Consider the following 23,532-nt stretch of genomic DNA (forward strand, 5'->3'; position numbering starts at 1 on the left):
TGAATTGTTTATTTGCCAGCTACTTGCCGGCTTATTTGCCGCGGAACACGGGCTTGCGCTTTCCGTGGAATGCCTCGACGCCTTCGCGGAAATCTTCCGACGTGCGCAGACGGCTATAGCAATGTCCTTCCAGTTCGATCGCGATCGACAGCGGCGCGTCTTCCGTATCGTTGAGCAGCTTTTTCGCCGTACGTTGCGCAAGCGGCGAGAACGCGCGCAGTTCATCGACGAGTGCATCCGTCGCGGCTTCGAGTTCGCTGTCCGCGACGCACTCGACGGCGATGCCCCATTCGTACGCCTGCTTGCCGGGAATGCGGCGCGAACGCATCACGATGTCTTTCGTTCGGCCAATGCCGACCATCTGCTGCAGTCGAGCCGAACCGCCCGAGCCCGGAATCTGGCCGAGCTTCTGTTCCGGCAGCGCGTAAAAGGTGGTCTCCGTGGCGATGCGGAAATCGCACGCAAGCGACAGTTCGAAACCCACGCCGAAGCAGAAGCCGCGATTCGCGGCGATCACCGGCTTCGAGCAACGCGCGGGCGCCGCGATATTCCATGCGAGCTTCGATACGTGTTCCGGCGAGGCTTCGAGAAAGCCCTTGATATCGCCGCCGCTCGAAAAATGCTCGCCCTTCGCGCGAATCACGATCACGCGCACGCGTTCGTCTTCGTCGAGCGCTTCGAACGCGGCGCGCAACTGGTCGCGGGCATGCATCGAGATCACGTTGAACGGTGGACGGTCCAGGATGATGTCGGCGCGCTCGCGCTGTGCGTCGATGTCGACCGTAAAGCCGTCCAGTTCCTGAAGCAGCGTCTGGCCGCGGTGGGTCAGGTCAGTCATGGGTGTTACTCCTTCGTGATTTCGATGTGTTGATGCGGTTGAATCGAGGTTTCGTTGCGTCCGATCGCGGCGCGCTCGTCGCGCTGGTATTCGCCGGACTGGAGCTTGCGGCGCAAAATCTTGCCGACCGGCGACTTCGGAATGTCATCGACGAATACGTACTCGCGCGGACGCTTGAAGTTGACGAGATCGGATGCGCGGCACCACGCATCGAGCGTGTCGCAATCGACGTAATCGCTGCGCTTCACGAATGCGACCACGCGTTGCCCCCAGCGCTCATCCTTCACGCCCGCCACCGCCACTTCGTCGACGCACGGATGCAGCGACAGCACCGATTCGATATCGACGGGTGAAATGTTTTCGCCCCCGCTGATGATCATGTCGTCGACGCGGCCCGTGACGTAGAGGTCGCCGTCCGCATCGAAGTAGCCGGTGTCTCCCGTGAAGTACCAGCCGTCGCGCAGCGATTTTTCGTTCGCATCGGGGCGGTTCCAGTAGCCTTCGAACGCTTCGTCGCCGAGCAGATCCGCGACGATCTGGCCTTCCTCGTGCACGGCGGCGACGTCATCCGGCGAACGCGCATCGAGCTTCACGACCCGCAGACGCGTGTTGATGCCCGCGCGCCCCGCACTGCCCGGCTTGCTCGTCGCGTGCTGATCGATGCTGAAGGTGTAGACCTCGGAAGAGCCGTAGTGGTTGACGAACAGGTCAGGTTCGAACGCCGTGGACAGCCGCTTGAGCAACCCGTCGCTCATTGGCGCGCCCGCAAATCCGAGCTTCGTCACCGACGACGTATCCGTTTGACTGAACGCCGGGTCCGCGAGCAGATCGTGATAAAGCGTCGGCACGAGATAGAGGCACGTCAGCTTGTACTGCGCGATCGAATGGAGCGCGAGCCGTGCATTCCAGCGCCGCACGCAGACGAACAGGCCATCGACGAGCGCCATCGAAAGCAGCGAGCGCACGCCCATCGTGTGATAGAGCGGCATCACGCCGAGCGTGCGCTCGCCGTGGCGATAGAGATTCTGCGCAACGTGCGCCAGCGCTGCGGCGCGTTCATGCCGATGACGGCGCGGCACGCCCTTCGCCTTCCCCGTCGTGCCGGACGTGTACAGGATCAGCGAGCAATCTTCCGCACTGGCTTGCGTCGTCGCCTTGCTGGATGTGGGCGCCAACAGGGCATCGATCGTCGCGGTGCGTCCTGGCGCATCGTCGAGCCCGACGCGCGGAACATTCTGTGCGGCGGGGCTTTGCATCACCGCCTCCGCGCTGACCGGCTCGTAGACGATTGCCTTCACGCCGGCATTCGTCACGCAGTAATCGAGTTCATCGGGTTTCGCGCGCCAGTTGAGCGGCACCATCACAATGCCGGCGAACTGACAGGCCCAATGCAACGTCGCCATTTCCCAGCGGTTCTGCAGCACCACCAGCAAGCGGTCGCCGTGCCCGAGACCCAGTTCGTGCAAGCCCTGAGCGGCATTCAAAATGATGCGGTGCCACTCCGCGTAGGTGACGCGGAGTTCGCCATCGACTAGTGCAAGCGCATTCGGGCTGCGCTCCACGCTTTGCAGAAACGTGCGGCCGAGATCAAGCATGCCCGGCCTCCGTGCTCTCGCACTGCTGATTGCGCCGCGCCGCGCAGTCGAGCACGGCGGCCACGATCGGCGTATAGCCCGTACAGCGGCAAATGTGCCCGGAAAGCATGTCGCGCACCTGCTCTTCCGTCGGGTCCGGCACGCGTTGCAGGAAATCCGCGCACGACATCAGAATGCCCGCCGTGCAGAACCCGCACTGCAACGCGTGATGACGGGAGAACGCCTGTTGCAGGTCGCCGAGCGTCTGCGCGGGCGCCAGCCCTTCGACGGTATCGATGCGGCGTCCCTCAGCCTGCACCGCAAGCGTCAGGCACGAGCGCACCGCGACACCGTCGAGATGGACGGTGCACGCGCCGCACACGCCATGCTCGCAGCCGACATGCGTGCCCGTTGCGCCGAGTTCATGGCGCAGGAAATCCGACAACAGTTCGCGGGTTTCGCAATAGCCGCTGCGTTCGCGGCCATTGAGCGTCAGCGTGACGGCGCACTGCTCGCCGTGCCGCATCACGTAGGGTGGGGTCTTGCTCACTTCGCCTCCTCGATCACACGCCATCCGAGTTCTCGCACCAGATGACGACGGTACTTCGCGCTGATATGCACATCGTCCTGCGCGCCCAGTTTCCAGCTCAAATCATTCAATGCGCCGCGCAGGTCATCGCCTCGCAGGCGCGGCCACGTCTCGACCTTGGGACGGTCGGCGACACCGCCGACGGCGATCCGGATTGCGCCGTCCGTCACGACGGCTGCGCAGGCGACCATGGCGAAATCGCCATGACGTGCCGAACATTCGGTGAAGCCGAAGCGCTCGCCTCGCTGTTTCAGCGGAAAACGCACGGCTTCGACGATCTCATCGGGCTCGCGCGCCGTCATCAACATGCCTTGAAAGAAGTCTTCCGCAGGCAGCGTGCGCCGTTTCTTCTTCGAACGGAGCGTGATGTCGCCACCGAGCGCCGTGAGCACCAGCGGGAGTTCCGCGCTCGGGTCGGCGTGCGCGATGGAGCCGCACACGGTGCCACGATTGCGGATCTGAAAGTGCGAGATATGCGGAAACGCCATCGCGAGCAACGGTACTTCGTCACACAACGTGGACCGCCATTCGACGCTGCCTTGCGTCGCCGCCGCGCTCACGACGAGACGTCCCGCTTGCGTGTCCGCATGGACCGCATTCAACTCGTCGGTGCGCGAGATGTCGACCAGCACGCGCGGCTGCGCGAGGCGCATGTTCAGCACGGCCATCAGCGATTGCCCGCCTGCCAGCACGCGAGCGTCTTCGCCTGTTTCCGCGAGCGTGTCGAGTGCGTCTTGCGTCGTGATCGCGCGGATGTAATCGAACGGTGCGGGCTTCATGCCTGCCTCCTGAAGCGTGCAACGAGCCGCCGTAAAAAGCCCGTCAGTGCCGAGCCGCCTGTCGCGCCGGGCTCGTCGCCCGCTGCGACACGTCCGAGCGATTCGAACAGTTGCCGCAACACGACCTTCGCCGCGCCTTCGAGCATGCGGCCGCCGACAGCCGCCACCTTGCCCGACACCTGCGCTTCATAGTCGTAGGTGAGGCGGGTGCCTGTTTCCGTCGGCATCAGTTCGACGAGACCATTGCCACGCGCGCTGCCGAGCGGCGAAATGCCCGCACCTTCGAGCCGCAGACGATGCGGCGCGTCGATCTCCGACAACCCGATGCGCGCTTCGAAACGTGCCTTGATCATCCCGACTCCGACCGTCACGTCGGCGCGGTAGCGGTTCGGCCCCGTCGCTTCGAGTTCGTGACAACCGGGGATGACTTTCGCGAGCAGCGCCGGATCGAGCAGCACGGCGAACACGGCTTCCGGGGTCGCGGGCAAATCGACGATGCCTTGCGCGGTGAGCGCACGGCCGCCGCCCGGCGCCGTTTTCTTCTCCGTCGCCGCTTCGCGATACTCAGGCCGCGACGGTTCCGGATCGTCGATGCCGACCAGCGCCATGACCTTCGAAGGCGTGAGCGGCAAGCGGATATCGTCGATGCCCAATGCGTCGGCAACCGCGTTCGCGACGCACACGGGCGTGCTCATGTTGTTGCCTTCGCCGAGTCCCTTTGCGCCGAGCGGCGTGAACGGCGACGGCGTTTCCAGATGCACGATCAGCGGATCCGGCACTTCGCACGTAGTCGGCATCAGATAGTCGGCGAGCGTGCCGGACTGAAAGCTGCCGTCCGCGCCATAGCGGAACTCTTCGAGCAGTGCCGCGCCGAGACCTTGCGCGAACGCGCCGCGAATCTGACCATCGGCGAGCGCCGGATTCAGCAGCGTGCCGGCATCGTGCGTGGTCACGTAGCGGTCGATACGAACATGGCCCGTCGCGCGATCGATTTCCAGCGCGCACATATCGAACGCAAAGCCATACGCCGCCGATGTGTTGATGCGATCGTTCTCGTCCGGTGCATCCATATGAGGCGGCGACCAGAACACCGTCTCGCGCAAGCCCGGTTCTTCGCCCTCCGGTAACAGCGCAGGCGCCCAATGCGGCGCGTTGCTCGCTGCACGGCCAAACGGCAGCGCGCGATCTTGCGCAGCCTTCGGATACACACGCCCGCCTTCGAAGCAGACATCTGCGGGCGCACAGCCGAACTGCTTCGCGACGATGCGCGCGAGCTTGTCGCGCACGCGGGTCGCGGCGAGATGAACCGTACCCGCGACGGCACCCGCGAAGCGGCTCGAATAGTTGCCGGACGCCACCGACCACGCATCCTTGTGCGTATCGAACTCGACGTTCACGACGATGTCTTTCGGATCCAGCCCGAGCACATCCGCTACAACCTGTGCGCAGACGGTCATATGCCCTTGCCCTGCGGGCGTCGATGCGACCGTCACGACCACGCCGCCGAGCAGATCGACGCTCACGGTCGCGCTGGCAATCGCGCCGTTCTTCGGACCGGCCTTCTTGCGCGCTTCGGCGGGCATCACGGTCGTGATGTAGCCCATGTTCGACACGGACGGCTCGACGATGGCCGCAAAACCGATGCCGTAGAGGCGCCCTTCGTTGCGTGCCGCGTCACGGCGCCTCACCAGTTCGTCGTAACCGCCTTGCGCGAGCGCGCGCCGCAACGCCTCCTGATAGTTGCCGGAATCGAGCAACGCGCCCGCCGCCGCGCGATACGGAAATGCATCGGCGGGCACGAAGTTGCGACGATAGACATCGAGCACATCGAGCTTCAGTTCGATCGCGATGCGCTGAATCAGACGTTCGAGCGCGAAGTACACCTGCGGTCCGCCGAAGCCGCGCACGAGTCCCGTCGGCGTCTTGTTCGTCAGCACCACGCGATTGCGCACAACGAGATTCGGAATCGCATACGCGCCCGTCAGACAGCCGTGCATCCGGTAGAACGTGGCGGGCTCCGGCGCGCGCACATAGCCGCCGCAGTCTTCGAGTTGATCGTAGGCGAGCGCCGTGATGCGTCCGTCGGCTTCGACTGCCGCTTCGATCGTCGACAGGCGAGCGGTTGCCGACGTCGCCGCACTCAGATGCTCCAGCCGGTCCTCGACCCACTTCACGGGCGCGCCCGCCTTGCGCGACGCGAGGCACATCAACACCACATACGGAAACACCGCCTGCTTCACGCCGAAGCTGCCGCCGGAATCGCGGGGCGCCTTGTGACGCAGCCGGTTAGCGGGCACATTCAGCGCCATCGCCATTACCGCGTGCAGCGAAAACGGGCCCATGAAGTTCGATGTGACGTCGTAGCCTTCATCGCCGGACAGATACTCGGCGATCACCACGCCGCATTCGATCGGCGCGCACGTGTTGCGCGGATAATGCGTGACGATCTTCACGCGATGCGGCGCGCTTTCGAATGCGGCTTCCGGCTCGCCGTAGCGGAAATGACGGTCGCTGATCACATTCGTTCCCACGCGTTCGTGCAGAACGGGCGCATCGGGTTGCATCGACTGTTCGATCGTCGTCACGGGATCGAGAATCGTGTATTCGACCTTGATGAGGTCGAGCGCGTCTTCGGCGAGTGCTCGCGATTCCGCCATCACCACAGCCACCGGCTCGCCGACATAACGCACGCGGTCCATCGCGAGCGCCCACTGCTCCATCGGCGACTTCACGCCGACGACGAAGGGCCGCGACCACGGGCGCAAGTCGTCGCGCGTCAACACCGCGCGCACGCCTCGCAGCTTCGATGCTCCGCTCACGTCGATCGAAACGAGTTCTGCATGCGCATGCGGCGAGCGCAGCACGGCCGCGTGCAACGTGCCGGGCTTGACGCCGATGTCGTCGCCGTAGCGACCGCGCCCCGTCAGTATCGCCGGGTCTTCGAGACGCTGCATCGGGCGTCCGACGTGCTTCGCGGACACTTCGTTTGCGGGCGCATCCATCGCGGCGGTGCGCGGCGCTTCGGCTTCGGCCAGATTCGTTTCGCGCTGGTTCATCGCTGCGCTCCTTCATCGTCGCGACGCATGGCGATGGCATCGCCGAGGCCGCTCCAACGCTTCGCAATCTCGCGATGCTCGATGGCGAACAGATCCAGAATGCGTCCAACCGTATGATCGACCACGTCTTCGATCGTCTTCGGGTGAGCGTAGAACGCGGGCACGGGCGGCATCACGATCGCGCCCATTTCCGTTGCCAGCGTCATGTTGCGCAGATGCGCGAGGTTGAGCGGCGTCTCGCGTGCAAGGAGTACCAGGCGGCGGCGTTCCTTCAACATCACGTCGGCGGCACGCGTCAGCAGGTTGTCCGCGAAACCGTTGGCGATCCCCGCCAGCGTTTTCATCGAGCACGGCGCGATCACCATGCCTTCCGTGAGAAACGAGCCGCTCGCAACGGCCGCGCCGATATCGCGCACGTTGTGCACGACGTCGGCCATGCCATCGAGATCGCTGCGCGTCACGCCCAGTTCCTGCGCCGCCGTCAATGCGCCCGATTGCGACACGATCAGGTGGGTCTCGTGCTTGTCGAGGCGGCGCAGTGCGGCGAGCAATCGCACGCCGATCATCGCGCCGCTCGCACCGGAGATGCCGACGACGATGCGCGGCTTGCGCACGGCGTGCTCAGTCATGATGCGCACCGCCTAGCCATGCGTCGAACGCGGTGTTGTCCGATGCGACGAGCGCATCGAGATCGACCTCGTCTTCGCCAGGAATGCGCACGCGCGTGAACACGTGCGCCGGATACACGACAGGCCGCGTCGCGTCGAGCCCCATCTTCGCGCTGACGCCCTGCAGATGCGGCGGCGCGTCGTCAGGCTGGCCGACCGTCGTCGACGGATCGAGCGGCGAGCCTTGCGCGCCTTCGATCACGACCAGATCGCGATCCGCCTGGAAGCGCGTCGCGATCGCCCATTCGATTTCGGCGGGATCGTGCACGTCCACATCCATATCGACGACGACCACCTGCTTGATGTCGTAGTGCGCGCCGAATGCGCAGAGAATCACGTTCTTCGCTTCGCCTTCGCGCTTCTTGTCGAATTGAATCCACAGGTGATAGCGGCACACGCCGCCGACGGACAGATGAACGTCCTTCACGCCGGGATGGCTGCGTTGCAGATGCGCCAGCAACGTCGCTTCGCGCGGTATCGCGCCGAGCAGCAGGTGCTCCATTTCGGCAGGCACGATCGTATGAAAGATCGGATCGCGCCGATGCGTGACGGCCGTGACTTCGATCACCTCACGCGCTTCCCGCGCACTGTAGTACTTCGGGAATTCGCCGAACGGGCCTTCGGGTTCGCGCACGTTCGGAAGAATGCGCCCTTCGATCACGATCTCCGCGAACGCGGGCACATGCACGCCGTTCGTCACGCACTGCGCGACGGGCAGCGGCGCACCCTGCAACGCACCCGCGATTTCGAGTTCGTCGTTGTCGATCGGCGTGATGGCTTGCGACGCGAGCATCGTCAGCGGATCGACGCCGATGGCGATGGCGACGTCGAGCGCATCGCCGGCGGCTTCGGCGGCTTTCTGGAACGCGTGCAGATGACGCGGCAACAGCAGGATCGCCATGCGGTCGCGACCATGCACCTGAATGCGGTTGATCGACACGTTCTGCACGCCGGTTCGCGGATTGCGCGCGATCACGAGGCCCGCCGTGATGTAAGGGCCGTTGTCGTGCTCGCTATGAGTCGGAACGGGCAGCAGCGCGTGCAGGTCGATCCCGTCCGTATGAACGACCTGCTGACAGACCGCCGCACCGCTTGCGACGAGTTGCGACGCGACGGGCGCATCGGCGGCATCGCGAAAGCGCGCGAGCAGGTCGGCTTCCTCGACGCCCATCGCCTCGGCGATCCACGCGCGCTTCGACATGAAGCCGCTCACGACGGGTATCGCGTGAGAGCCGGGCCGTGTGAAGAAGGCGGCCTGCGTGCCATCGAGCCGCTTAGCGACAGCGGCGAGTTCGTGTTCGAGCGCGACGGGCTTGTCGATCGTCGCGAGACGACCCGTGCGGGAGAGATGCGCGAGCCAGCCGCGCAGCGTCAGCGCACCGGAGGGCTCGGCCCATGCGCGGACTGACTGGAAAACGGGATCGGTAGCGGAACCCGAAAAGGAACCGGAAAAGGCACCGCGGGTTGCGGCGTCGCGAGTATTCATCTGCGTCTCCATCTATGCCGCCTCTTCGACGCCCGCTTATGCGGATCGAGAGGACATGGAGCCAAGCGTAGCCAGATCGCGGTATAAGTTCTAATACTGATTTTTGATGCTTTGAATCATCGTTACTGATATCCGTGTTAGCCCCGATGACGTTTGCCTTACAGGGCGATATCACTACACACGCTGGCTTCGCCCTTTGCGCAACGCCTGCCGGGCATGCCTTTCGGCCCGGCAGGAACGCGTGAAGTGATGAAACGGAGGCATGCCATTAGCCGCCGTGATAACCCGCTTTTTCAGATCGCCGCATCATGGACCTCAAGCAAATCCAGTATTTCATCGCGTTGTTCGAAGACGGTTCGGTGACGCGCGCAGCGAAGCGGCTCAACATCGTGCAGCCCGCACTCAGCATGCAGATCGCCAAACTGGAAGAGGAACTGCATCAGCAACTGTTCGAGCGCGGCGCGCACGGGATGGCGCCGACGGCCGCGGGCCGCCTGATGTACCGGCTGTTTCTGCCCATCATGCGCGACCTCGCGCACGCGCGACAGCAGCTCGTGCAGCGCGACGAAGTGATCACGGGGCACGTGACGATCGGACTGATCGCATCGGTGACGGAGAGCGTGCTCGCGGATTCGTTATCGCGCTTTCATACGCGCTATCCGCATGTCGAAGTGACGGTGGCCGACGGTTACAGCGCAACGTTCATCGACTGGGTTGCGGGCGGGCAGCTCGATGCCGCACTGATCAACAAGCCGCGTGCGCGTCTGTCGCTCGATTCCCAGCCGCTGCACGACGAAGAGATGGTGCTTGCAACGAGCGCGGCACACGGTCCCGACCTGCCTCATTCGATCGAGCTTGCGCAGTTGCCCGAACTCGAACTGGTGTTGCCCACCAAGCGTCACGGTTTGCGCGGCGTACTCGACACGGCGGCACAGCATGAAGATGTGATGCTCGCGCCGCGCTTCGAGATCGATGTGCTGTCAACCATCGTCGCGCTCGTCGAAAAGACGCGCTTTGCGACGATCCTGCCGCGCATCGTGGTCGGGCGCGCGGTACGCGAGGGAACCTTGCGTGCGTATCCGATTCTCGCGCCGCGCATCGTGCGGCACATCGTGCGGGTGAGCCATCCGCGCCGCCCGCTCAGTGCCGCCGCCGAAGCGCTGATCGCGATCATCGCCGACGAATTGCGTCAGGTCTCGAATGCCGCGGATATGAGCGTGCCGGAGATGTCGAGGGAATCCGCTGGATAAGCTTGCGCAGAGAGAATCACACGAGCGGCAGACACACCGCGTCTCTTTCCAGCTTTTCGACCAGTGCATCGCGCATCAATGCGACGGGCCGCACGAGTCGCCCCGGCAGTGCGCCATGCACGAGCCACACGTTCAGCCCGCTTCTGAAATCCGGCACGTCGACGATCTGCAATGCCTCGCGATGCGGATTGCGCGCGAACACTTCGGGCGCGGCGAGCCCGATGCCCAGACCGCGCGCCACCAGCGAGAGCTGCAATTCCGAACCGAATGCCTCGACGGCGACGTTGAACGGCAAGCCGGCCGCCGACATCGCGCGGCTCAACGCCGAACGCATCCCACAGCCGTCCTGGTTCAGCACCCACGGATGGGCCGCCAGTCCGGCGAGCATCGTCGGTTCATCGGCAAGGCCAAACGAGCGCGGTGCGACGACCACGGTGGGCTTGTAGGCGAGAAGCGTCGATGTCATACCTTCGGGCAACGGCACACTTTCGGGCAACAGCACCACGGCGGCATCCGCCTTCGCCCGTTCGACGCCTTCCAGCAGGCCCGGCGACCAGCCCGCCGTGACGCGCAGCGTCAACTTCGGAAAGGCGCTGCGCAGACGGTCGATGGGTTCCTCCAGCGCCAGCTCGGACAGAAACGGCGGCACACCGATCCGGAATTCGCCTGCCGGCTCGCTCTCGGGCGATGCGACGGCCATCAGGTCGTCGACGGCGCGCAGCACCGAACGCGCAAGCCCGTACACCTCGTTGCCTGCTGCCGTCGGCTTGAGCGGCTTGCTCTGCCGGTCGAGCAGTTCGATGCCGAGCGTCGATTCCAGATTCTGTACACGGCGCGTCAGACCCGGCTGCGTCAGAAACAGCCGTTCCGAAGCCCGCACCATCGATCCGCTTTCCACGACCGCCACGAAAGCCTGCAAGTCACGCGTATTCAAAACAACCTCGCATAAACATTATCAAGATAATTCAATTGTCGCATAACGAGGGCATCCCTACGATAGTCCGGACCATGACCTTCCGGAATCGAACGATGACCCAGCCCGCCGACACCTGCCCGCGCAATCTCGCCCCGTCCTCTGCGCCGCCGCCGACGCAATCGCCCGTTCCTGTATCGCAGCCTGCGGGCGAAACGCTGAGTGCGGCCCTGACGGTCTTTTTTGCCGCCGCGGTCGGCGTGATCGTCGTGAACCTGTCGGCGGCGCAGCCATTGACGGGGCCGGTCAGCCGGGCGCTGAATCTGCCGCCCGAATTGGCCGGTCTGATCGCGATGCTGCCGCAACTCGGCTACGCGGCCGGCCTGCTGCTGCTCGTGCCACTGTGCGATCTGCTCGAGAACCGGCGCCTGATCGTCAGGACGCTTGCGTGCTGCGCGGTGTTCCTCGCGCTGTCGTCGCTGGCGCGGTCGGGCTGGGTGTTTCTGGCGTCGGTGTTCATGGCTGGGGCGACGTCGAGCGTGATCCAGATGCTCGTGCCGATGGCGGCCGCGATGGCGCCCGAAAGTCGGCGTGGCCGCGCAGTCGGCAACGTGATGAGCGGGCTGATGCTCGGGATCCTGTTGTCGCGTCCGCTCGCGAGTGTGATCGCCGGATCGTTTGGCTGGCGCGTGTTCTACGCCATCGAGGCGGCGGCCGACGCACTGCTCGCCATCGTGCTGTGTCTGCGGTTGCCGAGCCACGTGCCGCACGCGACCGCGCGTTACCCGGAATTGTTGCGCTCGCTCTGGACACTGCTGCGCAGCGAACCCGTCCTTCAACGGCGCGCGACGCTCGCCGCGCTGGCGCTTGGCGCATTCAGCGCGTTCTGGACGGCGATTGCGCTACTGCTCGCGCAGCCGCCGTTTTCGCTCGGCATGCATGGGATAGCGGCGTTTGCGCTGGCGGGTGCGACGGGCGCGATCGTGACACCGCTCGCAGGTTATCTCGGCGATCGTGGCGCGGGTCGGGCCACGCAGGTCGTCGCTCATCTGCTGATGATCGCGGCCGTCCTCGTGCTCGCTGCCGCCGGCGCGGGTTGGGGAGGCTTCTCACCAGCAGCCCATCCCACGCTCGCGCTGGCGCTGCTGGTGACCGGCGCGGCCGCACTCGACGCTGGCGTCATCACCGATCAGACGCTCGGCCGACGCGCGATCAACCTCATCAATCCCTCGGCGCGTGGCAGGTTGAACGCGCTGTTTGTCGGCATCTTCTTCGTGGGCGGCGCGATCGGCGCCGCGCTCTCGGGTGCTGCGTGGGCGTGGGCGGGATGGAGTGGCGTGTGTGTCGTCGAGTTGGGGTTCACGGTTGCGGTGTTTTTGTTCGGCTTCGTCGACCGCGAGGCGCTGACGGGTCGTCATTGAGGTAGCCGGGATCCATCAAGCGTCGGTTGGCAGGCATACTCCGCCGCTTACGAAGCGCTTATTTGCGCGGCGACCACTGTACGGCGCCTCAGCCGATGCCGCAACGCGCGCGATGCTCGTTCCTTCGTTCGTCGGCGCGACGGTGCTCGTGTTGAGCAATCCAATTTCTTTTGGCGCGTTCCTCGGCTAAGGGCGCCGGCACCGCCGAGGACATACGTGCAGGACGCGACCGCTCGGTGGCATGAGTGTTGGTCATCGCCGATTGCGGACATGCAGCGTATCGGCAAACACAGACCGAGCCGTCTCTCAAGGCAGTGGACGGCTGCCCTCCCATGCGCGCTGAAGCAACGCACGAAGCGCAGCTTCCTCGACCGGCCGCGGGTTCCAGTAAGGATTGGACATGGCGACTGCACACGCGTGATCCAGATCGGACTCGTGCAGGCCGATTTCCCCGAGCCCGCGAGGCACGCCGAGTTCCAGACTCAGTTCATACAGCCCATCAGGCGCGGAGTCGACGCCGAGCGCCCGCGCGATGCGTGACATCGCTTCATCCGCGACGATGCTGTTATAGGCAAGTGCATGAGGAAGCACGATCGCGTGCGTCTCCGCATGGGGAAGGTTGAATGTCCCGCCGAGCGTGTGACACAGCTTGTGATGAAGCGCCATGCCGACATTGCCGAGAACCATCCCACAGAGCCACGCGCCATAGAGACATTCGGCGCGCGCATTTCTGTCCTTGCCATTTTTACTGATACCACGAAGACCGTGCGCGAGAGAGCGAATACCCTCCTCTGCCATGAGCGACATGACGGGGTTGCCATCCTTCGCATACAACCCCTCCGCTGCGTGTGCGATTGCGTTGAGACCGCTTACCGTGGAGAGACGAACAGGCAGATCGACGGAAAGCTCTGGATCGTAGAGAACGGTCTTTGGAAGAACTTTTGCGTCACGGCCTGTTTTCTTCAGCCCCGCCTCGGTGATGCCGAAGATCGGTGTCATTTCCGAACCTGCATATGTCGTCGGTATGGCGATGATGGGCAGCGCCGATTCCAATGCGATCGCCTTACCGAGCCCAATCGTCGAGCCGCCACCAATCGCTACCGCGCAGTCCGCATCGACTGACTTCGCGTACTCGCGCGCGCGACGCGCGTTCTCGATCGGCACGTGCATCTGTGCCCCGTCGAATACGCCCGCGCTTGAAGGCCCGAGCAGTGATGCGACGATTTCGGCCTGGGTTCTCTGCTCGGGTGTGCAGAGAACCAGTGCCCTGCGTGCGCCCAGTGTTTCGACCTCGTGCTGCACGAGCTTCATACTGCCGGCGCCGAACACCACACGTGACGCGTGCGTCGTATAGGTAAAGTTGTACATGGGATCGAAATTCCTCTTCCTTCGAAACCGATCGACACGATCAGATGTAGTCGACCTGGTGCCGCGAGATCCGGCAGTCGCCGAGCACCTGCTTGACGCGCAGATGTTCGGGATGAGACGCGTAGGCGAAAAGCGCTTCCTGATCGGCAAACTCCGTGTAGAGAACGACGTCGCAGGCGTAGTCGACCCCGCTCACGTCCATGCCGACCTCCAGCCTGGTGAGCCCCGGTATTTTGCCGGCGAGACTTTCGAAAGCGTGCTTCACCAGCTGGGCCGTGTGCCTCTTTTGCTCCGGCGTCTCGCCGCGAACGTCCCACATGACAATGTGTTTGATCATGGTGCCGCCTTAAGCCTTGTTCTTGTTGTAGACGTCGACAAAGACCGCGGCTAGCAGCACGATGCCCTTGATGACCTGTTGGTAGTCCACACCGATACCCATGATCGACATGCCGTTATTCATCACACCCATGATGAAAGCGCCCACGACCGCGCCCACCACCTTACCGACTCCACCCGATGCCGACGCCCCGCCGATAAAGCATGCCGCGATGACGTCGAGTTCGAAGCCGGTTCCCGCCTTCGGTGTTCCGCTATTCAGACGCGCGGCGAAGATCAGACCTGCGAGCGCAGCAAGGACACCCATGTTCACGAAGGTCAGAAAGCTCACTGCCGGAACGCTGACACCCGACAAACGCGCGGCCTTCGCATTACCGCCCACTGCGTAGATTCGACGTCCGATAGTCGTGCGGTTCATGATGAACGTGTAGACGCCGATCAGCACACCCATGATCACGAGCACAGTCGGCAAGCCGCGATACGACGCAAGCAGGTAACAGAAGAACACGATGAGCGCCGTCAGGACGACGTTCTTCGCCACGAACATTGCGAAGGAAGCACTTTCGACGCCATGCTTCGCTGCGCCTGCGCGATGCCGAAGCTCGATCACGAAGAACAACGCACCGACGAACACACCGAGGAGAATCGAAGTGAGATGCAGCGCCTGTCCATGGAAGACGTCGGGGATGAAACCCGAACTCACCGCACCGAAGCCGTCGGGAAACGGGCCAATGGATTGCCCCTGAAGCACCAGGTTAGTCATGCCACGGAAGACCAGCATGCCGGCCAACGTCACGATGAACGAAGGCATCCGCCAGAAGGCAATCCAGTACCCTTGCACAGCGCCGATCAGTGCGCCCGTCGCGATACAGATGATCGTCGCCCAGACGTAGTTGATGTCGTACTGCACCATCAGCACGGCCGCCAGGGCGCCGACGAGCCCCGCCGTTGAGCCCACGGAGAGATCGATATGACCTGAGACGATCACCATCAGCATGCCGAGCGCCATGATGACGATGTAGCTGTTCTGCAGCACCAGGTTGGTTAGATTGAGCGGCTGCATCAGCACGCCATTGGTCGAGAGCTGGAAGAACACCATAATGATGACGAGCGAAAGCAGCAAACCATATTCGCTGCCGATACGCTTGACCGTACCGAATACCTCGCCCTTCCTGATCACGGCGCCTTCGGCGGCCACTGGAGAGAGTGCCTTACGCATTTTCGATGCCTCCATTTCGCATGATCGCTCGCATGATCTTTTCCTGCGAGACGTCTTCTGCGGTGAATTCGCCGACGAACCGGCCTTCGTTCATGACATAAACGCGGTCACACATGCCAAGAAGTTCAGGCATTTCCGAGGAAATCATGACCACACACTTGCCCGCTGCAACCGCCTGATTGATGATGTTGTAGATCTCGTACTTCGCCCCCACGTCGATGCCTCGCGTAGGCTCGTCGAGAATCAGCACCTCGGGTTCGGAGAACAGCCATTTGCTGAGCACGACCTTTTGCTGGTTGCCGCCCGACAGGTTTCCAACAACGTGCGTGACGCCTTGCGCGCGGATGCGTAGCTTCTTGAGGAAATCGCTCGCAACCGTGATTTCCGCGTGCTCGTCGACGACGCCATACTTCGACACACCCGCAAGGTTTGCCAGCGTGATGTTTCGCTTGATATTGTCGTCGAGCAGCAGCCCGTTGCCTTTACGGTCTTCGGTCACGTACGCAATGCCCGCCTTGATGGCTTTCTGGACCGATGAGGTGTCCACCTGCTTTCCATGCATCAGCACCTGACCGGTGATGTCCTGGCCATACGTGCCGCCGAACACGCTCATCGCCAGTTCGGTGCGGCCGGAACCCATCAGCCCGGCGATGCCGACGATCTCCCCCTTGCGTGCCTTCAGATCGACGCCTTTGATGACGGCACGGTCGCGCTGCGTAGGGTGCTGGACTCGCCAATCCCTGACTTCGAAGATCACTTCGCCGATGTCCGGCGTACGCGGCGGATAGCGATCGGACATCTCGCGGCCGACCATCGCCTTGATGATGCGGTCTTCGCTCACGCTGTCGGTCTGGCAGTCGAGCACGTCGACAGTCGAGCCATCGCGAATGACGGTGATGCCATCCGCGACCCGTGAAATCTCATTGAGCTTGTGCGAAATGATGATCGACGTCACGCCGCGCGACTTCAACTCGAGAAGGAGATCGAGCAACGTGTCGCTATCTTTTTCATTCAGACTCGCGGTGGGTTCGTCGAGAATCAACAGGCGAACTTCTTTCGACAGTGCCTTCGCAATCTCGACAAGCTGCTGCTTGCCAATGCCGAGCGTGCCGACGGGCGCGTCCGGAGAATCCGTCAGCCCCACCTTCGTCAACAGGTCCTTCGCCTTCGAGCGCGATATCTGCCAATCGATCACGCCGCGCTTCGACTGCTCGTTACCGAGAAAAATGTTCTCGGTGATCGACAGCATGGGCACGAGGGCGAGTTCCTGATGGATGATGATGATGCCGACCGCTTCGCTGTCGGAGATGTCGGCGAATGCACGCTCCTGACCGTCGTAGAGCACATCGCCTGCATAACTGCCGTGCGGATAGACGCCACTGAGGATTTTCATCAGGGTCGACTTGCCTGCGCCGTTTTCTCCACATATGGCGTGAATCTCGCCTTTACCGACTCTCAGATTCACGTTATTCAGGGCTTTGACTGCGCCAAAGCTTTTCTGAATTCCGCGCATCTCCAGAATGGTATTCATGGTCGCTTCCCTCCGATTTGCCACGCGCGAAGCAGGGCTTCACTGGACCGTCCCGCTTCGCTCGCGTACTGATGTCTTACTTGAGCTGTGCCTGCGTGTAATACCCGCTCGTGACGAGTTCCGACTGGTAATTGCCCTTGTCGACCAGCACGGGTTTCACGAGGTAGGTCGGAACGATCCTGGCGCCATTGTTGTAGCTCTTCGTGTCGTTGATGGGCACCTGCTTGCCCGTCAACGCATCGTCGACCATGTCGGCTGCGACGCTCGCAAGCTTGCGCGTGTCCTTGAATACGGTCGACGTCTGCTCGCCGCGCACGATGTTCTTCACGTTCTGAATGTCGGCGTCCTGACCTGTGATGATCGGCATGGTTTGCTGACCCGAACCGTATCCCACGCCCTTGAGCGACGAGATGATGCCGATCGCCAGTGCGTCATTCGGCGCCCAGACCGCATCGAGGTGATCCTTGCCATAAAAGGCGCTCAACAGGTTGTCCATCCGGGCTTGCGCGGTCGCGCCATCCCAGTTGCGGGTCGCGACTTTCTCGAAAGCAATCTGCTTACTCCGGATCACGAATTTGCCGCTGTCGATGTATGGCTTGAGCACCGACATGCCGCCCGCGTAGACCATGTGGGCATTGTTGTCGTCAGAGGAACCGCCGAACACTTCGATATTGAACGGCGTCTTGCTGCCCGCTTTCTGCCACGCGCTGACGATGCTCTGCGCTTGCAGAACGCCGACGCCGTAGTTGTCGAAGGTCGCGTAGTAATCGACGTCCTTGGTCTGGCTGATCAGGCGGTCATACGAAATGACCTTGATGCCCTTCTTCTGCGCGAGCGCCAGCGCATCTGAGAACGTCTTGCCGTCGATAGGCGCGATGACCAGCGCCTTGACACCTTTCGCGAGCATGTTCTCAACCTGGTTCACCTGCGTCGGAACGTCGTAGTTCGCGTACTGCAGATCGGACGCGTAGCCCTTCGCTTTCAATGCGTCGACCATGCTTTTGCCGTCGGTGATCCAACGCGATTCGGTCTTGTCCGGCAGCGATATGCCAACGACGCCCTTGTCCTGGGCGAAAGCGGCGCCGGACGTGGCTGAGAAAGCCGCCGAGGCGGCCAGCATGACAGCGACACTCTTCAAAATCTTCATGACATCGTCTCCTGTTTAGGAATGCGTATTTACATATACGTTTTATGAGGTACGGCGTTATCGGGCTGACGCGCGGAGGCGTCAGCCATATAAACCCTTAACCGATAAAGACCTCTGCTCCAGCTTCTTTGGATGAGGCGAACATCGCCTCGATGACGCGGCTGATGTTGTATGCCTGCGTCGCGGGAACGACCGACGGCGTGCCATTGCGCAGTGCGCCGAAGAACGCGTTGGACTCGCGGTCGAAGTACACCGGATTGCCGATCTCGGCGATGTCGGGCGAATACTCGGTCTTTTTCGTCGCCCAGATTTCCGGAAAGCTGGTCTCCTGCCACTCGGTCCAGCCTTCAGGATGATCGCCTTTGCCCGCGTCATAAATCTTGTAGCTGGCAGGCAGCGAGCGCGACGACATGATGCCCTCTGTCCCGTAGGCGGTGATGTCCCAGCTCTCGGTCCAGGGCAGAACGTCCCATGACATGAAGTCGACGGTGACGATCTTGTCTTCGTAGTTGAGCACGGCACCCGCCGCATCTTCACGCGATTCATCGCCATGGAAGTTCGGAAACTTCGTGATGCGGGCGTTCACGGAGCGTGGCAGACCGAAGTGCAGAAGAATGCGATCGATCAAATGGCAGCCGATCACGAACACGGCACCGCCGATGTCGCCGGGTTGCGTCATGTGCGGCGTTCCGGCCTCGTCGTGCGAACAACCGGCGTGAGCGCGCACCTGAACCACTTTGCCGAGACGGTCGCTCTTCAGCGCGGCCTGCATCGCATCCACCGAAGGAGCAAAGCGCCAGCAATAGCCGACTTGAAAGAGACCGCCGGTCCGCTCGACTGCATCGGCGATACGCTTTGCATCCGCGGAACTGCGGCCGGCCGGTTTCTCGCACAACACCGCCTTGCCGGCTTCGAGTGCTTCGATGGTCAGGTCGGCCATTTTTTCACTCTTGGAGTGAACGAGCACGACATGAACGTTCTCGTCCGCGAGAATGTCTTCCTTCGTGCGTGCTTCGAGTCCGAGCGCATCGACGAACGGCGTGAGCAGCGGGCTCGTATCCCAGGCACCGAGCATCTTCGCGTCGGTACGGCGCTGGATCGCCTTGACTCGCCCGGAAGTGTGCGGGTGAGTAATGCCAAGACAGGCGACACCAAGCGTCTGGTCCGGATCAATCTTTCGCGTCATGACGTATCTCCTCCGGATTCCTGGTTACACCTTGACGGCTTTGCCCGTCAGCGCGGATTCGAGTGCGGCATCGGCGAGGCGCAATGCCTTGAGCCCGTCCTGCACCGAAGTCGGCAGTGGCGAATTCGTGTTCAGTGCTGCGACGAAAGCTTCGAGTTCGGCCTTGTACGCCGCCTCGTAGCGTTCAAGGAAGAAGTTGAGCAGCGGCTCGCGCACGTCGGTCGCCTGCTTCGACCAGCGACGAATCGTCGACGGACGTAGGTTCTCTTGCAGGAGCATGCCTTTCGAACCGGACACTTCCATGCGCTGGTCGTAGCCATAGACAGCTTCGCGGCAGCAGTTGATGTGGCATTGCTTGCCCGATGCCGTGCGCAACTGCACCATCACCGTATCGAAGTCGGTCAGTTCTTCAAGCGATGCGTCGATGAGGCGGCTAGCCATCGCCATGACTTCGACAGGCTCTTCGCCCAGCAGCCAGCGCGCCATGTCGAGATCGTGAATCACCATGTCGCGGAAGATGCCGCCCGAGTGCTCGACATAGTCACGCGGAGGCATGCCAGGATCGCGGCTCGAAATGATGACCTGTCGCACCTCGCCAACGTCACCCGCATCGATCGCCTTGCGGAAAGCCTGCGACGTCGGATCGAAACGGCGATTGAAGGCGAGCATGACGCGACCGCCCTGACGTTCGACCTCGTTCGCTGCGGCCAGCGATTTGTCCATGTCAAGATCGATGGGCTTTTCGCATAGAACAGCCTTGCCGCGCCTGACCGCTTCGAGCATGAACGTGATGTGCGTGTCCGTCGGCGTGCCGATCACCACGGCGTCGATATCCTTGCGTTCGAGCACGCCTGCCGGATCCGTGGATGCTTCGCAGCCGAGTCGACTGGCCAGCGAGTTCGCTGCGCTTTCAACCGGGTCCGCCACCACGACCAGTTTTGCGTTCGTGCTCGCGGCCACATTGGTTGCGTGAATGCGGCCAATGCGGCCCGCACCGAGTACGGCGATTCGAATCATGTGAGTCTCCTGAGATACCTTGTCGTTTGAGGTGGAGGGCTTCAGACGGAAGCTGCGCTTTTGGCCGAGAACTGTGCGACTGTCGAGTCGTATGCACGCTTTGCCATTTCGTCGAGCGGGAATTTCCGGTGCACCTCGGAGATGAGCTCCACGCCGAAGTACGGCAGCGTGCAGCCCGCCTGCTCCAGAGCATCGACGAAAGCACGGCAGTCGCCTGCACCTTCGCCGCAAAGCTGGCGGTTAAAGGTCGAGTCGTCGAACAGAGACCCTTTGACCTGCGCGCCGATGTCGTCCATTTCTACGCCCTTGATGAAACGTGCCGGGATCTGTGCGACCTCGCTGTACGGCGTGCCGGCGCGCGCAACGTGCCAGTGGTCGACCATCAGACCACCGTTCGGCTGATCGGCGCCTTCCGCAATCTTCAACGCTTCAGCGACGTTCCGGATGGGAGAAAACGGCATGAATTCGATTGCAACCGTAGCGCCAACCGTTCCGACGTCCTGGCAAAGCGTTGCGAATTCGTCGGTCATGCGGGCGAAGTCGGCCGGATTCCTGTCGAATGGATTTGCACCGATCTTCAGATTGCGCATGCCCAGTTCGCTGCCCAGTTCGATGAAACGGCGTCGGGAGTGGTCCGATTTCGCGCGTGCTTCACCGTCGCAATACCAGTCCATGAGGATTTCGAGTTCGAAGTACTTCATGCCCGTGTCGTCCAGCAACGCCTTGACGCCTGACAGGCCGTACTTCCCGATGCTGTATTCGAGGTCGTCGAGAATGAGTCCGATGCCGCTCCATCCGGCCCGCGACGCCGCTTCACAGCGGTCGCGCAGCGGGAACGGGCTGACTTCGTTCGGTGCACAGGGATAGACATCGCCGGCGAGGGTCCAGTACGCTGCCAGCAATTCCTTATTCGGTTTCATATGTAGTATTCCTATATGTATTACCGTGATCGGTCTCTTTGATACATAGATGCTTACCAGACGGTTACGGGATTGCTTGTTCGGCCTTGCTTGAATTGGCTAGCGTAAAGTCCCATGACACCGACCAGAACGGCGACGAGAACCCTGCACGCTTCGCGGCGCGAGCGTCGTCGACTTTGTTGAAATCAGCGATCAGTTCACGCTTGACGCCGAATACGGCGTCTTCCGTCAGATACGGGCAGTCAGGGGTGAAGATGTGAGTGATGACCGGCTCGAAGCCCGGCGCCGTCACGATGAAGTGCAGGTGAGCAGCACGATTGGGGTGCCGGCCCATCGCAGCGAGCAGCTTTCCGACCGGGCCGTCTGCGGGAATCGGATAGTGACGCGGCTTGACGGACTTGAAGCAGTAACGGCCTTCGGCATCCGATGTGAAGACGCCACGCAGGTTTGAGTCAGGCTGAATGCCCTTCTGCTGCACGTCATAGAATCCATCGTCGTTGGTCTGCCAGACTTCGAGCTTTGCGTTCGGAATCGGATTGCCCTCGATGTCCGTCACGCAGCCTTCGACCATCATGGGCTCACCCTTTCCATCCAGGCAGATGTTCTCGCCGTTCGAATACTCGGGCGCGTTAGCCACGTAGAAGGGACCCAGAATGGTGTTCGGCGTTGCGCCACTCGGTCGACGATGATTGATTGCATCGACGAGCATGGAGACGCCGAGAATGTCGGACAGCAGGATGTACTCTTGCCGCCAGTCGGTACACATCTGGCCTGTCTCGGTCAGGAAGCGAATGGCCGTGAACCACTCTTCATGCGTCGGCTCGATTTCCTTGACGGCAGCATGCAGATGTTTGACCAGAACCGACATGACCTGCCGGAGGCGAGCGTCCGCATCGTCGCTCATGCGGGCATTGACGACATCCGCCGAGCTTGCTTCATCGAAGTACTGCGCTGCGCGTTCCATAGTGCCTGTCTCCATCTGTCTTGTCGTTCAGCTTTGAATCGAGTTTATATTCCCCAAAGCCGGCAAAACAGAGCTGAAAAGGGAAAGTCATTCGCGCCACGTGGGAAACTGCAAGGCCCGCACACACATGGCGTCATGCGGTCCAGCGCCGTTCATATTCGTTTTGCTGAAAGCGTTCAACGAGTGCATCGATGAACAAACGAACCTTGACAGGCATATGGGATCGGGTCTGGAAAGCGAGATTCATCGTGAGCCTTGGCAGATCCCAATCGTCGAGCACAGGGACGAGACGGCCTGCCATCAGGTCGTCGTACACGATGTATTTCGGCTGCACGAGAATGCCCATGCCGTCTAGCGCCGCTGCCCGAAGTATCTGGCCGTCGTTGGACTCGACCAGCGGCTTGATCTTCACGACAACCGACTCGCCGTTGCGCTGAAACGCCAGTTCGCGTGGATTGTCGGCAAGGCCGTAGTTCAGCAGCCGGTGTCTGACCAGTTCTGCCGGAAAGCGCGGCGAACCATTTGCATCGATATAGGAAGGCGCGGCCGCCAGAATCCGTCGGGTCGAAGCCAGCCGTCGGACCGTGATGTTGCTGTCCGCTTCGAGAACCTTGGTACGAACGGCGACATCGATGCCGTTCTCGATGATGTCGTAGTAGCGATTGGCTGCCACGACGTCGACGGAAATGTCGGGATAGCGTGCCGTGAAGTCAGGCAGCATCGGCGCGATATGCAGCAGGCAGAATGAGAGAGACGCGGTGACGCGAAGGACACCGCTCGGTCGTACCGTAGCGTCCTTGATGACCGACTCAGCTTCTCCAAGGTCGGCAAGAATGGGTTTGCAGCGACGATGAAACTCCGCGCCGGCTTCAGTGAGGTAGAGATTCCTTGTCGTCCGCCGAACCAGCTGAACGCCTAGCCGGGTCTCCAGTGAGATCAGGTAACGGCTTGCCGCGGAGATCGAAAGGTCGACGGCCTCCGCAGCCCGACTGATGCTGCCCGTTTCCGCAACCTCAACGAACAGTTGTAGTTCCTTGAACTGGTCCATCTTGCTACACCATCCCGGTTCTCAAACTTGCACAGTAGCGACGCGACCCGGCGTGCCAATCGAGTGGGAAATACATCAAATTCAAATCATGTCGAGGGATTACCCTGATCGTCCCGTCCTTTCGTTATCGCGGCACGTCGGCCGTAGTGGCATGCACGAAGAATAGCCGCTCATGTCGACATTGGACTATCATAAAACCATCAAAAAACCATCAAACGAGAG

20 protein-coding genes are annotated in these 23,532 nt (G+C 62.0%); 2 read left to right on the forward strand and 18 right to left on the reverse strand.

Features of this window, described 5'->3' with window-relative positions; translation table 11 throughout:
• Positions 1-31: 31 nt before the first annotated feature.
• Genes G3N95_RS01970 through G3N95_RS02000 form a run of 7 tightly spaced genes read right to left on the reverse strand, consistent with a single transcriptional unit; the run spans position 32 to position 8,990 of the window.
• Positions 32-838, reverse strand: coding sequence for an enoyl-CoA hydratase-related protein (locus G3N95_RS01970; protein ID WP_205968265.1), 807 nt, complete (start codon positions 836-838; stop codon positions 32-34).
• Between the two features lie 5 nt (positions 839-843).
• Positions 844-2,433, reverse strand: coding sequence for an AMP-binding protein (locus tag G3N95_RS01975; RefSeq protein ID WP_205968266.1), 1,590 nt, complete (start codon positions 2,431-2,433; stop codon positions 844-846).
• A complete protein-coding gene (locus G3N95_RS01980; RefSeq protein ID WP_346778342.1) occupies positions 2,426-2,962 on the reverse strand; it encodes a (2Fe-2S)-binding protein in 537 nt (178 codons plus the stop codon). The genes G3N95_RS01975 and G3N95_RS01980 overlap by 8 nt, the downstream gene beginning before the upstream one ends.
• On the reverse strand, positions 2,959-3,780 hold the full coding sequence (locus G3N95_RS01985; protein WP_205968268.1) for an FAD binding domain-containing protein: 822 nt from the start codon (positions 3,778-3,780) through the stop codon (positions 2,959-2,961). Before G3N95_RS01985 ends, G3N95_RS01980 begins: the two co-directional genes overlap by 4 nt.
• Positions 3,777-6,782 (reverse strand): molybdopterin cofactor-binding domain-containing protein, encoded by a 3,006-nt coding sequence (locus tag G3N95_RS01990; protein ID WP_241018214.1) that lies wholly within the window; start codon positions 6,780-6,782, stop codon positions 3,777-3,779. The genes G3N95_RS01985 and G3N95_RS01990 overlap by 4 nt, the downstream gene beginning before the upstream one ends.
• Before the next feature lie 50 nt (positions 6,783-6,832).
• Positions 6,833-7,465: a UbiX family flavin prenyltransferase gene (locus G3N95_RS01995; protein WP_205968270.1), complete on the reverse strand. Its 633-nt coding sequence runs from the start codon at positions 7,463-7,465 to the stop codon at positions 6,833-6,835.
• Positions 7,458-8,990, reverse strand: coding sequence for a UbiD family decarboxylase (locus G3N95_RS02000; RefSeq protein WP_205968271.1), 1,533 nt, complete (start codon positions 8,988-8,990; stop codon positions 7,458-7,460). Before G3N95_RS02000 ends, G3N95_RS01995 begins: the two co-directional genes overlap by 8 nt.
• Positions 8,991-9,298: 308 nt before the next feature.
• On the opposite strand from G3N95_RS02000, the gene G3N95_RS02005 reads away from it, so the two are divergent.
• Positions 9,299-10,240: a LysR family transcriptional regulator gene (locus G3N95_RS02005; RefSeq protein WP_205968272.1), complete on the forward strand. Its 942-nt coding sequence runs from the start codon at positions 9,299-9,301 to the stop codon at positions 10,238-10,240.
• Positions 10,241-10,256: 16 nt separating this feature from the next.
• On the opposite strand, the gene G3N95_RS02010 is transcribed toward G3N95_RS02005, so the two are convergent.
• The gene (locus G3N95_RS02010; protein WP_205968273.1) at positions 10,257-11,174 is read right to left on the reverse strand and encodes a LysR family transcriptional regulator; all 918 of its coding nucleotides are present in this window, start codon (positions 11,172-11,174) and stop codon (positions 10,257-10,259) included.
• 95 nt (positions 11,175-11,269) lie between these two features.
• Here G3N95_RS02010 and G3N95_RS02015 point away from each other — a divergent pair, with 95 nt between their 5' ends.
• On the forward strand, positions 11,270-12,574 hold the full coding sequence (locus G3N95_RS02015; RefSeq protein ID WP_205968274.1) for an MFS transporter: 1,305 nt from the start codon (positions 11,270-11,272) through the stop codon (positions 12,572-12,574).
• Between the two features lie 306 nt (positions 12,575-12,880).
• Here the strand turns inward: G3N95_RS02015 and G3N95_RS02020 are convergent, their stop codons facing one another.
• From G3N95_RS02020 to G3N95_RS02065, 10 genes are all read right to left on the reverse strand, one after another.
• Positions 12,881-13,942 (reverse strand): maleylacetate reductase, encoded by a 1,062-nt coding sequence (locus tag G3N95_RS02020; protein ID WP_205968275.1) that lies wholly within the window; start codon positions 13,940-13,942, stop codon positions 12,881-12,883.
• A 40-nt stretch (positions 13,943-13,982) separates the two neighbouring features.
• Positions 13,983-14,279, reverse strand: coding sequence for a Dabb family protein (locus G3N95_RS02025; protein ID WP_205968276.1), 297 nt, complete (start codon positions 14,277-14,279; stop codon positions 13,983-13,985).
• 9 nt (positions 14,280-14,288) lie between these two features.
• Complete coding sequence (mmsB, locus tag G3N95_RS02030; protein ID WP_205968277.1) at positions 14,289-15,497, reverse strand: multiple monosaccharide ABC transporter permease; 1,209 nt, start codon at positions 15,495-15,497, stop codon at positions 14,289-14,291.
• Positions 15,490-17,028, reverse strand: coding sequence for a multiple monosaccharide ABC transporter ATP-binding protein (gene mmsA, locus G3N95_RS02035; protein WP_205968278.1), 1,539 nt, complete (start codon positions 17,026-17,028; stop codon positions 15,490-15,492). The genes mmsB and mmsA overlap by 8 nt, the downstream gene beginning before the upstream one ends.
• 76 nt (positions 17,029-17,104) lie before the next feature.
• Complete coding sequence (gene chvE / locus G3N95_RS02040; RefSeq protein ID WP_277397984.1) at positions 17,105-18,148, reverse strand: multiple monosaccharide ABC transporter substrate-binding protein; 1,044 nt, start codon at positions 18,146-18,148, stop codon at positions 17,105-17,107.
• Between the two features lie 124 nt (positions 18,149-18,272).
• Complete coding sequence (locus tag G3N95_RS02045) at positions 18,273-19,361, reverse strand: Gfo/Idh/MocA family oxidoreductase (RefSeq protein ID WP_205968279.1); 1,089 nt, start codon at positions 19,359-19,361, stop codon at positions 18,273-18,275.
• Positions 19,362-19,385: 24 nt separating this feature from the next.
• Complete coding sequence (gene iolG / locus G3N95_RS02050) at positions 19,386-20,378, reverse strand: inositol 2-dehydrogenase (RefSeq protein ID WP_205968280.1); 993 nt, start codon at positions 20,376-20,378, stop codon at positions 19,386-19,388.
• Positions 20,379-20,419: 41 nt separating this feature from the next.
• Complete coding sequence (locus tag G3N95_RS02055; RefSeq protein WP_205968281.1) at positions 20,420-21,298, reverse strand: TIM barrel protein; 879 nt, start codon at positions 21,296-21,298, stop codon at positions 20,420-20,422.
• A 64-nt stretch (positions 21,299-21,362) separates the two neighbouring features.
• Entirely contained in the window at positions 21,363-22,262 is a 900-nt protein-coding gene (locus G3N95_RS02060; RefSeq protein ID WP_205968282.1) for an intradiol ring-cleavage dioxygenase, read from the reverse strand.
• Between the two features lie 133 nt (positions 22,263-22,395).
• The gene (locus G3N95_RS02065; RefSeq protein ID WP_205968283.1) at positions 22,396-23,310 is read right to left on the reverse strand and encodes a LysR family transcriptional regulator; all 915 of its coding nucleotides are present in this window, start codon (positions 23,308-23,310) and stop codon (positions 22,396-22,398) included.
• Positions 23,311-23,532: the final 222 nt, after the last annotated feature.

The sequence above is a fragment of the Paraburkholderia sp. Tr-20389 genome, assembly GCF_017104565.1.
In the GTDB taxonomy this organism is placed as follows: Bacteria; Pseudomonadota; Gammaproteobacteria; order Burkholderiales; family Burkholderiaceae; genus Paraburkholderia.

Excerpts from the sequence above, each read along its gene's own strand:
- G3N95_RS02025 (WP_205968276.1), bottom strand. The coding sequence starts at position 14,279 with ATGATCAAACACATTGTCATGTGGGACGTTCGCGGCGAGACGCCGGAG.
- G3N95_RS01990 (WP_241018214.1), bottom strand. The coding sequence starts at position 6,782 with ATGGATGCGCCCGCAAACGAAGTGTCCGCGAAGCACGTCGGACGCCCG.
- G3N95_RS02045 (WP_205968279.1), bottom strand. The coding sequence starts at position 19,361 with ATGACGCGAAAGATTGATCCGGACCAGACGCTTGGTGTCGCCTGTCTT.
- G3N95_RS01985 (WP_205968268.1), bottom strand. The coding sequence starts at position 3,780 with ATGAAGCCCGCACCGTTCGATTACATCCGCGCGATCACGACGCAAGAC.
- G3N95_RS02065 (WP_205968283.1), bottom strand. The coding sequence starts at position 23,310 with ATGGACCAGTTCAAGGAACTACAACTGTTCGTTGAGGTTGCGGAAACG.
- G3N95_RS02020 (WP_205968275.1), bottom strand. The coding sequence starts at position 13,942 with ATGTACAACTTTACCTATACGACGCACGCGTCACGTGTGGTGTTCGGC.
- G3N95_RS01975 (WP_205968266.1), bottom strand. The coding sequence starts at position 2,433 with ATGCTTGATCTCGGCCGCACGTTTCTGCAAAGCGTGGAGCGCAGCCCG.
- iolG (WP_205968280.1), bottom strand. The coding sequence starts at position 20,378 with ATGATTCGAATCGCCGTACTCGGTGCGGGCCGCATTGGCCGCATTCAC.
- G3N95_RS02015 (WP_205968274.1), top strand. The coding sequence starts at position 11,270 with ATGACCCAGCCCGCCGACACCTGCCCGCGCAATCTCGCCCCGTCCTCT.
- G3N95_RS01995 (WP_205968270.1), bottom strand. The coding sequence starts at position 7,465 with ATGACTGAGCACGCCGTGCGCAAGCCGCGCATCGTCGTCGGCATCTCC.
- chvE (WP_277397984.1), bottom strand. The coding sequence starts at position 18,148 with ATGCTGGCCGCCTCGGCGGCTTTCTCAGCCACGTCCGGCGCCGCTTTC.
- G3N95_RS02060 (WP_205968282.1), bottom strand. The coding sequence starts at position 22,262 with ATGGAACGCGCAGCGCAGTACTTCGATGAAGCAAGCTCGGCGGATGTC.
- G3N95_RS02005 (WP_205968272.1), top strand. The coding sequence starts at position 9,299 with ATGGACCTCAAGCAAATCCAGTATTTCATCGCGTTGTTCGAAGACGGT.
- G3N95_RS01970 (WP_205968265.1), bottom strand. The coding sequence starts at position 838 with ATGACTGACCTGACCCACCGCGGCCAGACGCTGCTTCAGGAACTGGAC.
- mmsB (WP_205968277.1), bottom strand. The coding sequence starts at position 15,497 with ATGCGTAAGGCACTCTCTCCAGTGGCCGCCGAAGGCGCCGTGATCAGG.
- mmsA (WP_205968278.1), bottom strand. The coding sequence starts at position 17,028 with ATGAATACCATTCTGGAGATGCGCGGAATTCAGAAAAGCTTTGGCGCA.
- G3N95_RS02055 (WP_205968281.1), bottom strand. The coding sequence starts at position 21,298 with ATGAAACCGAATAAGGAATTGCTGGCAGCGTACTGGACCCTCGCCGGC.
- G3N95_RS02000 (WP_205968271.1), bottom strand. The coding sequence starts at position 8,990 with ATGAATACTCGCGACGCCGCAACCCGCGGTGCCTTTTCCGGTTCCTTT.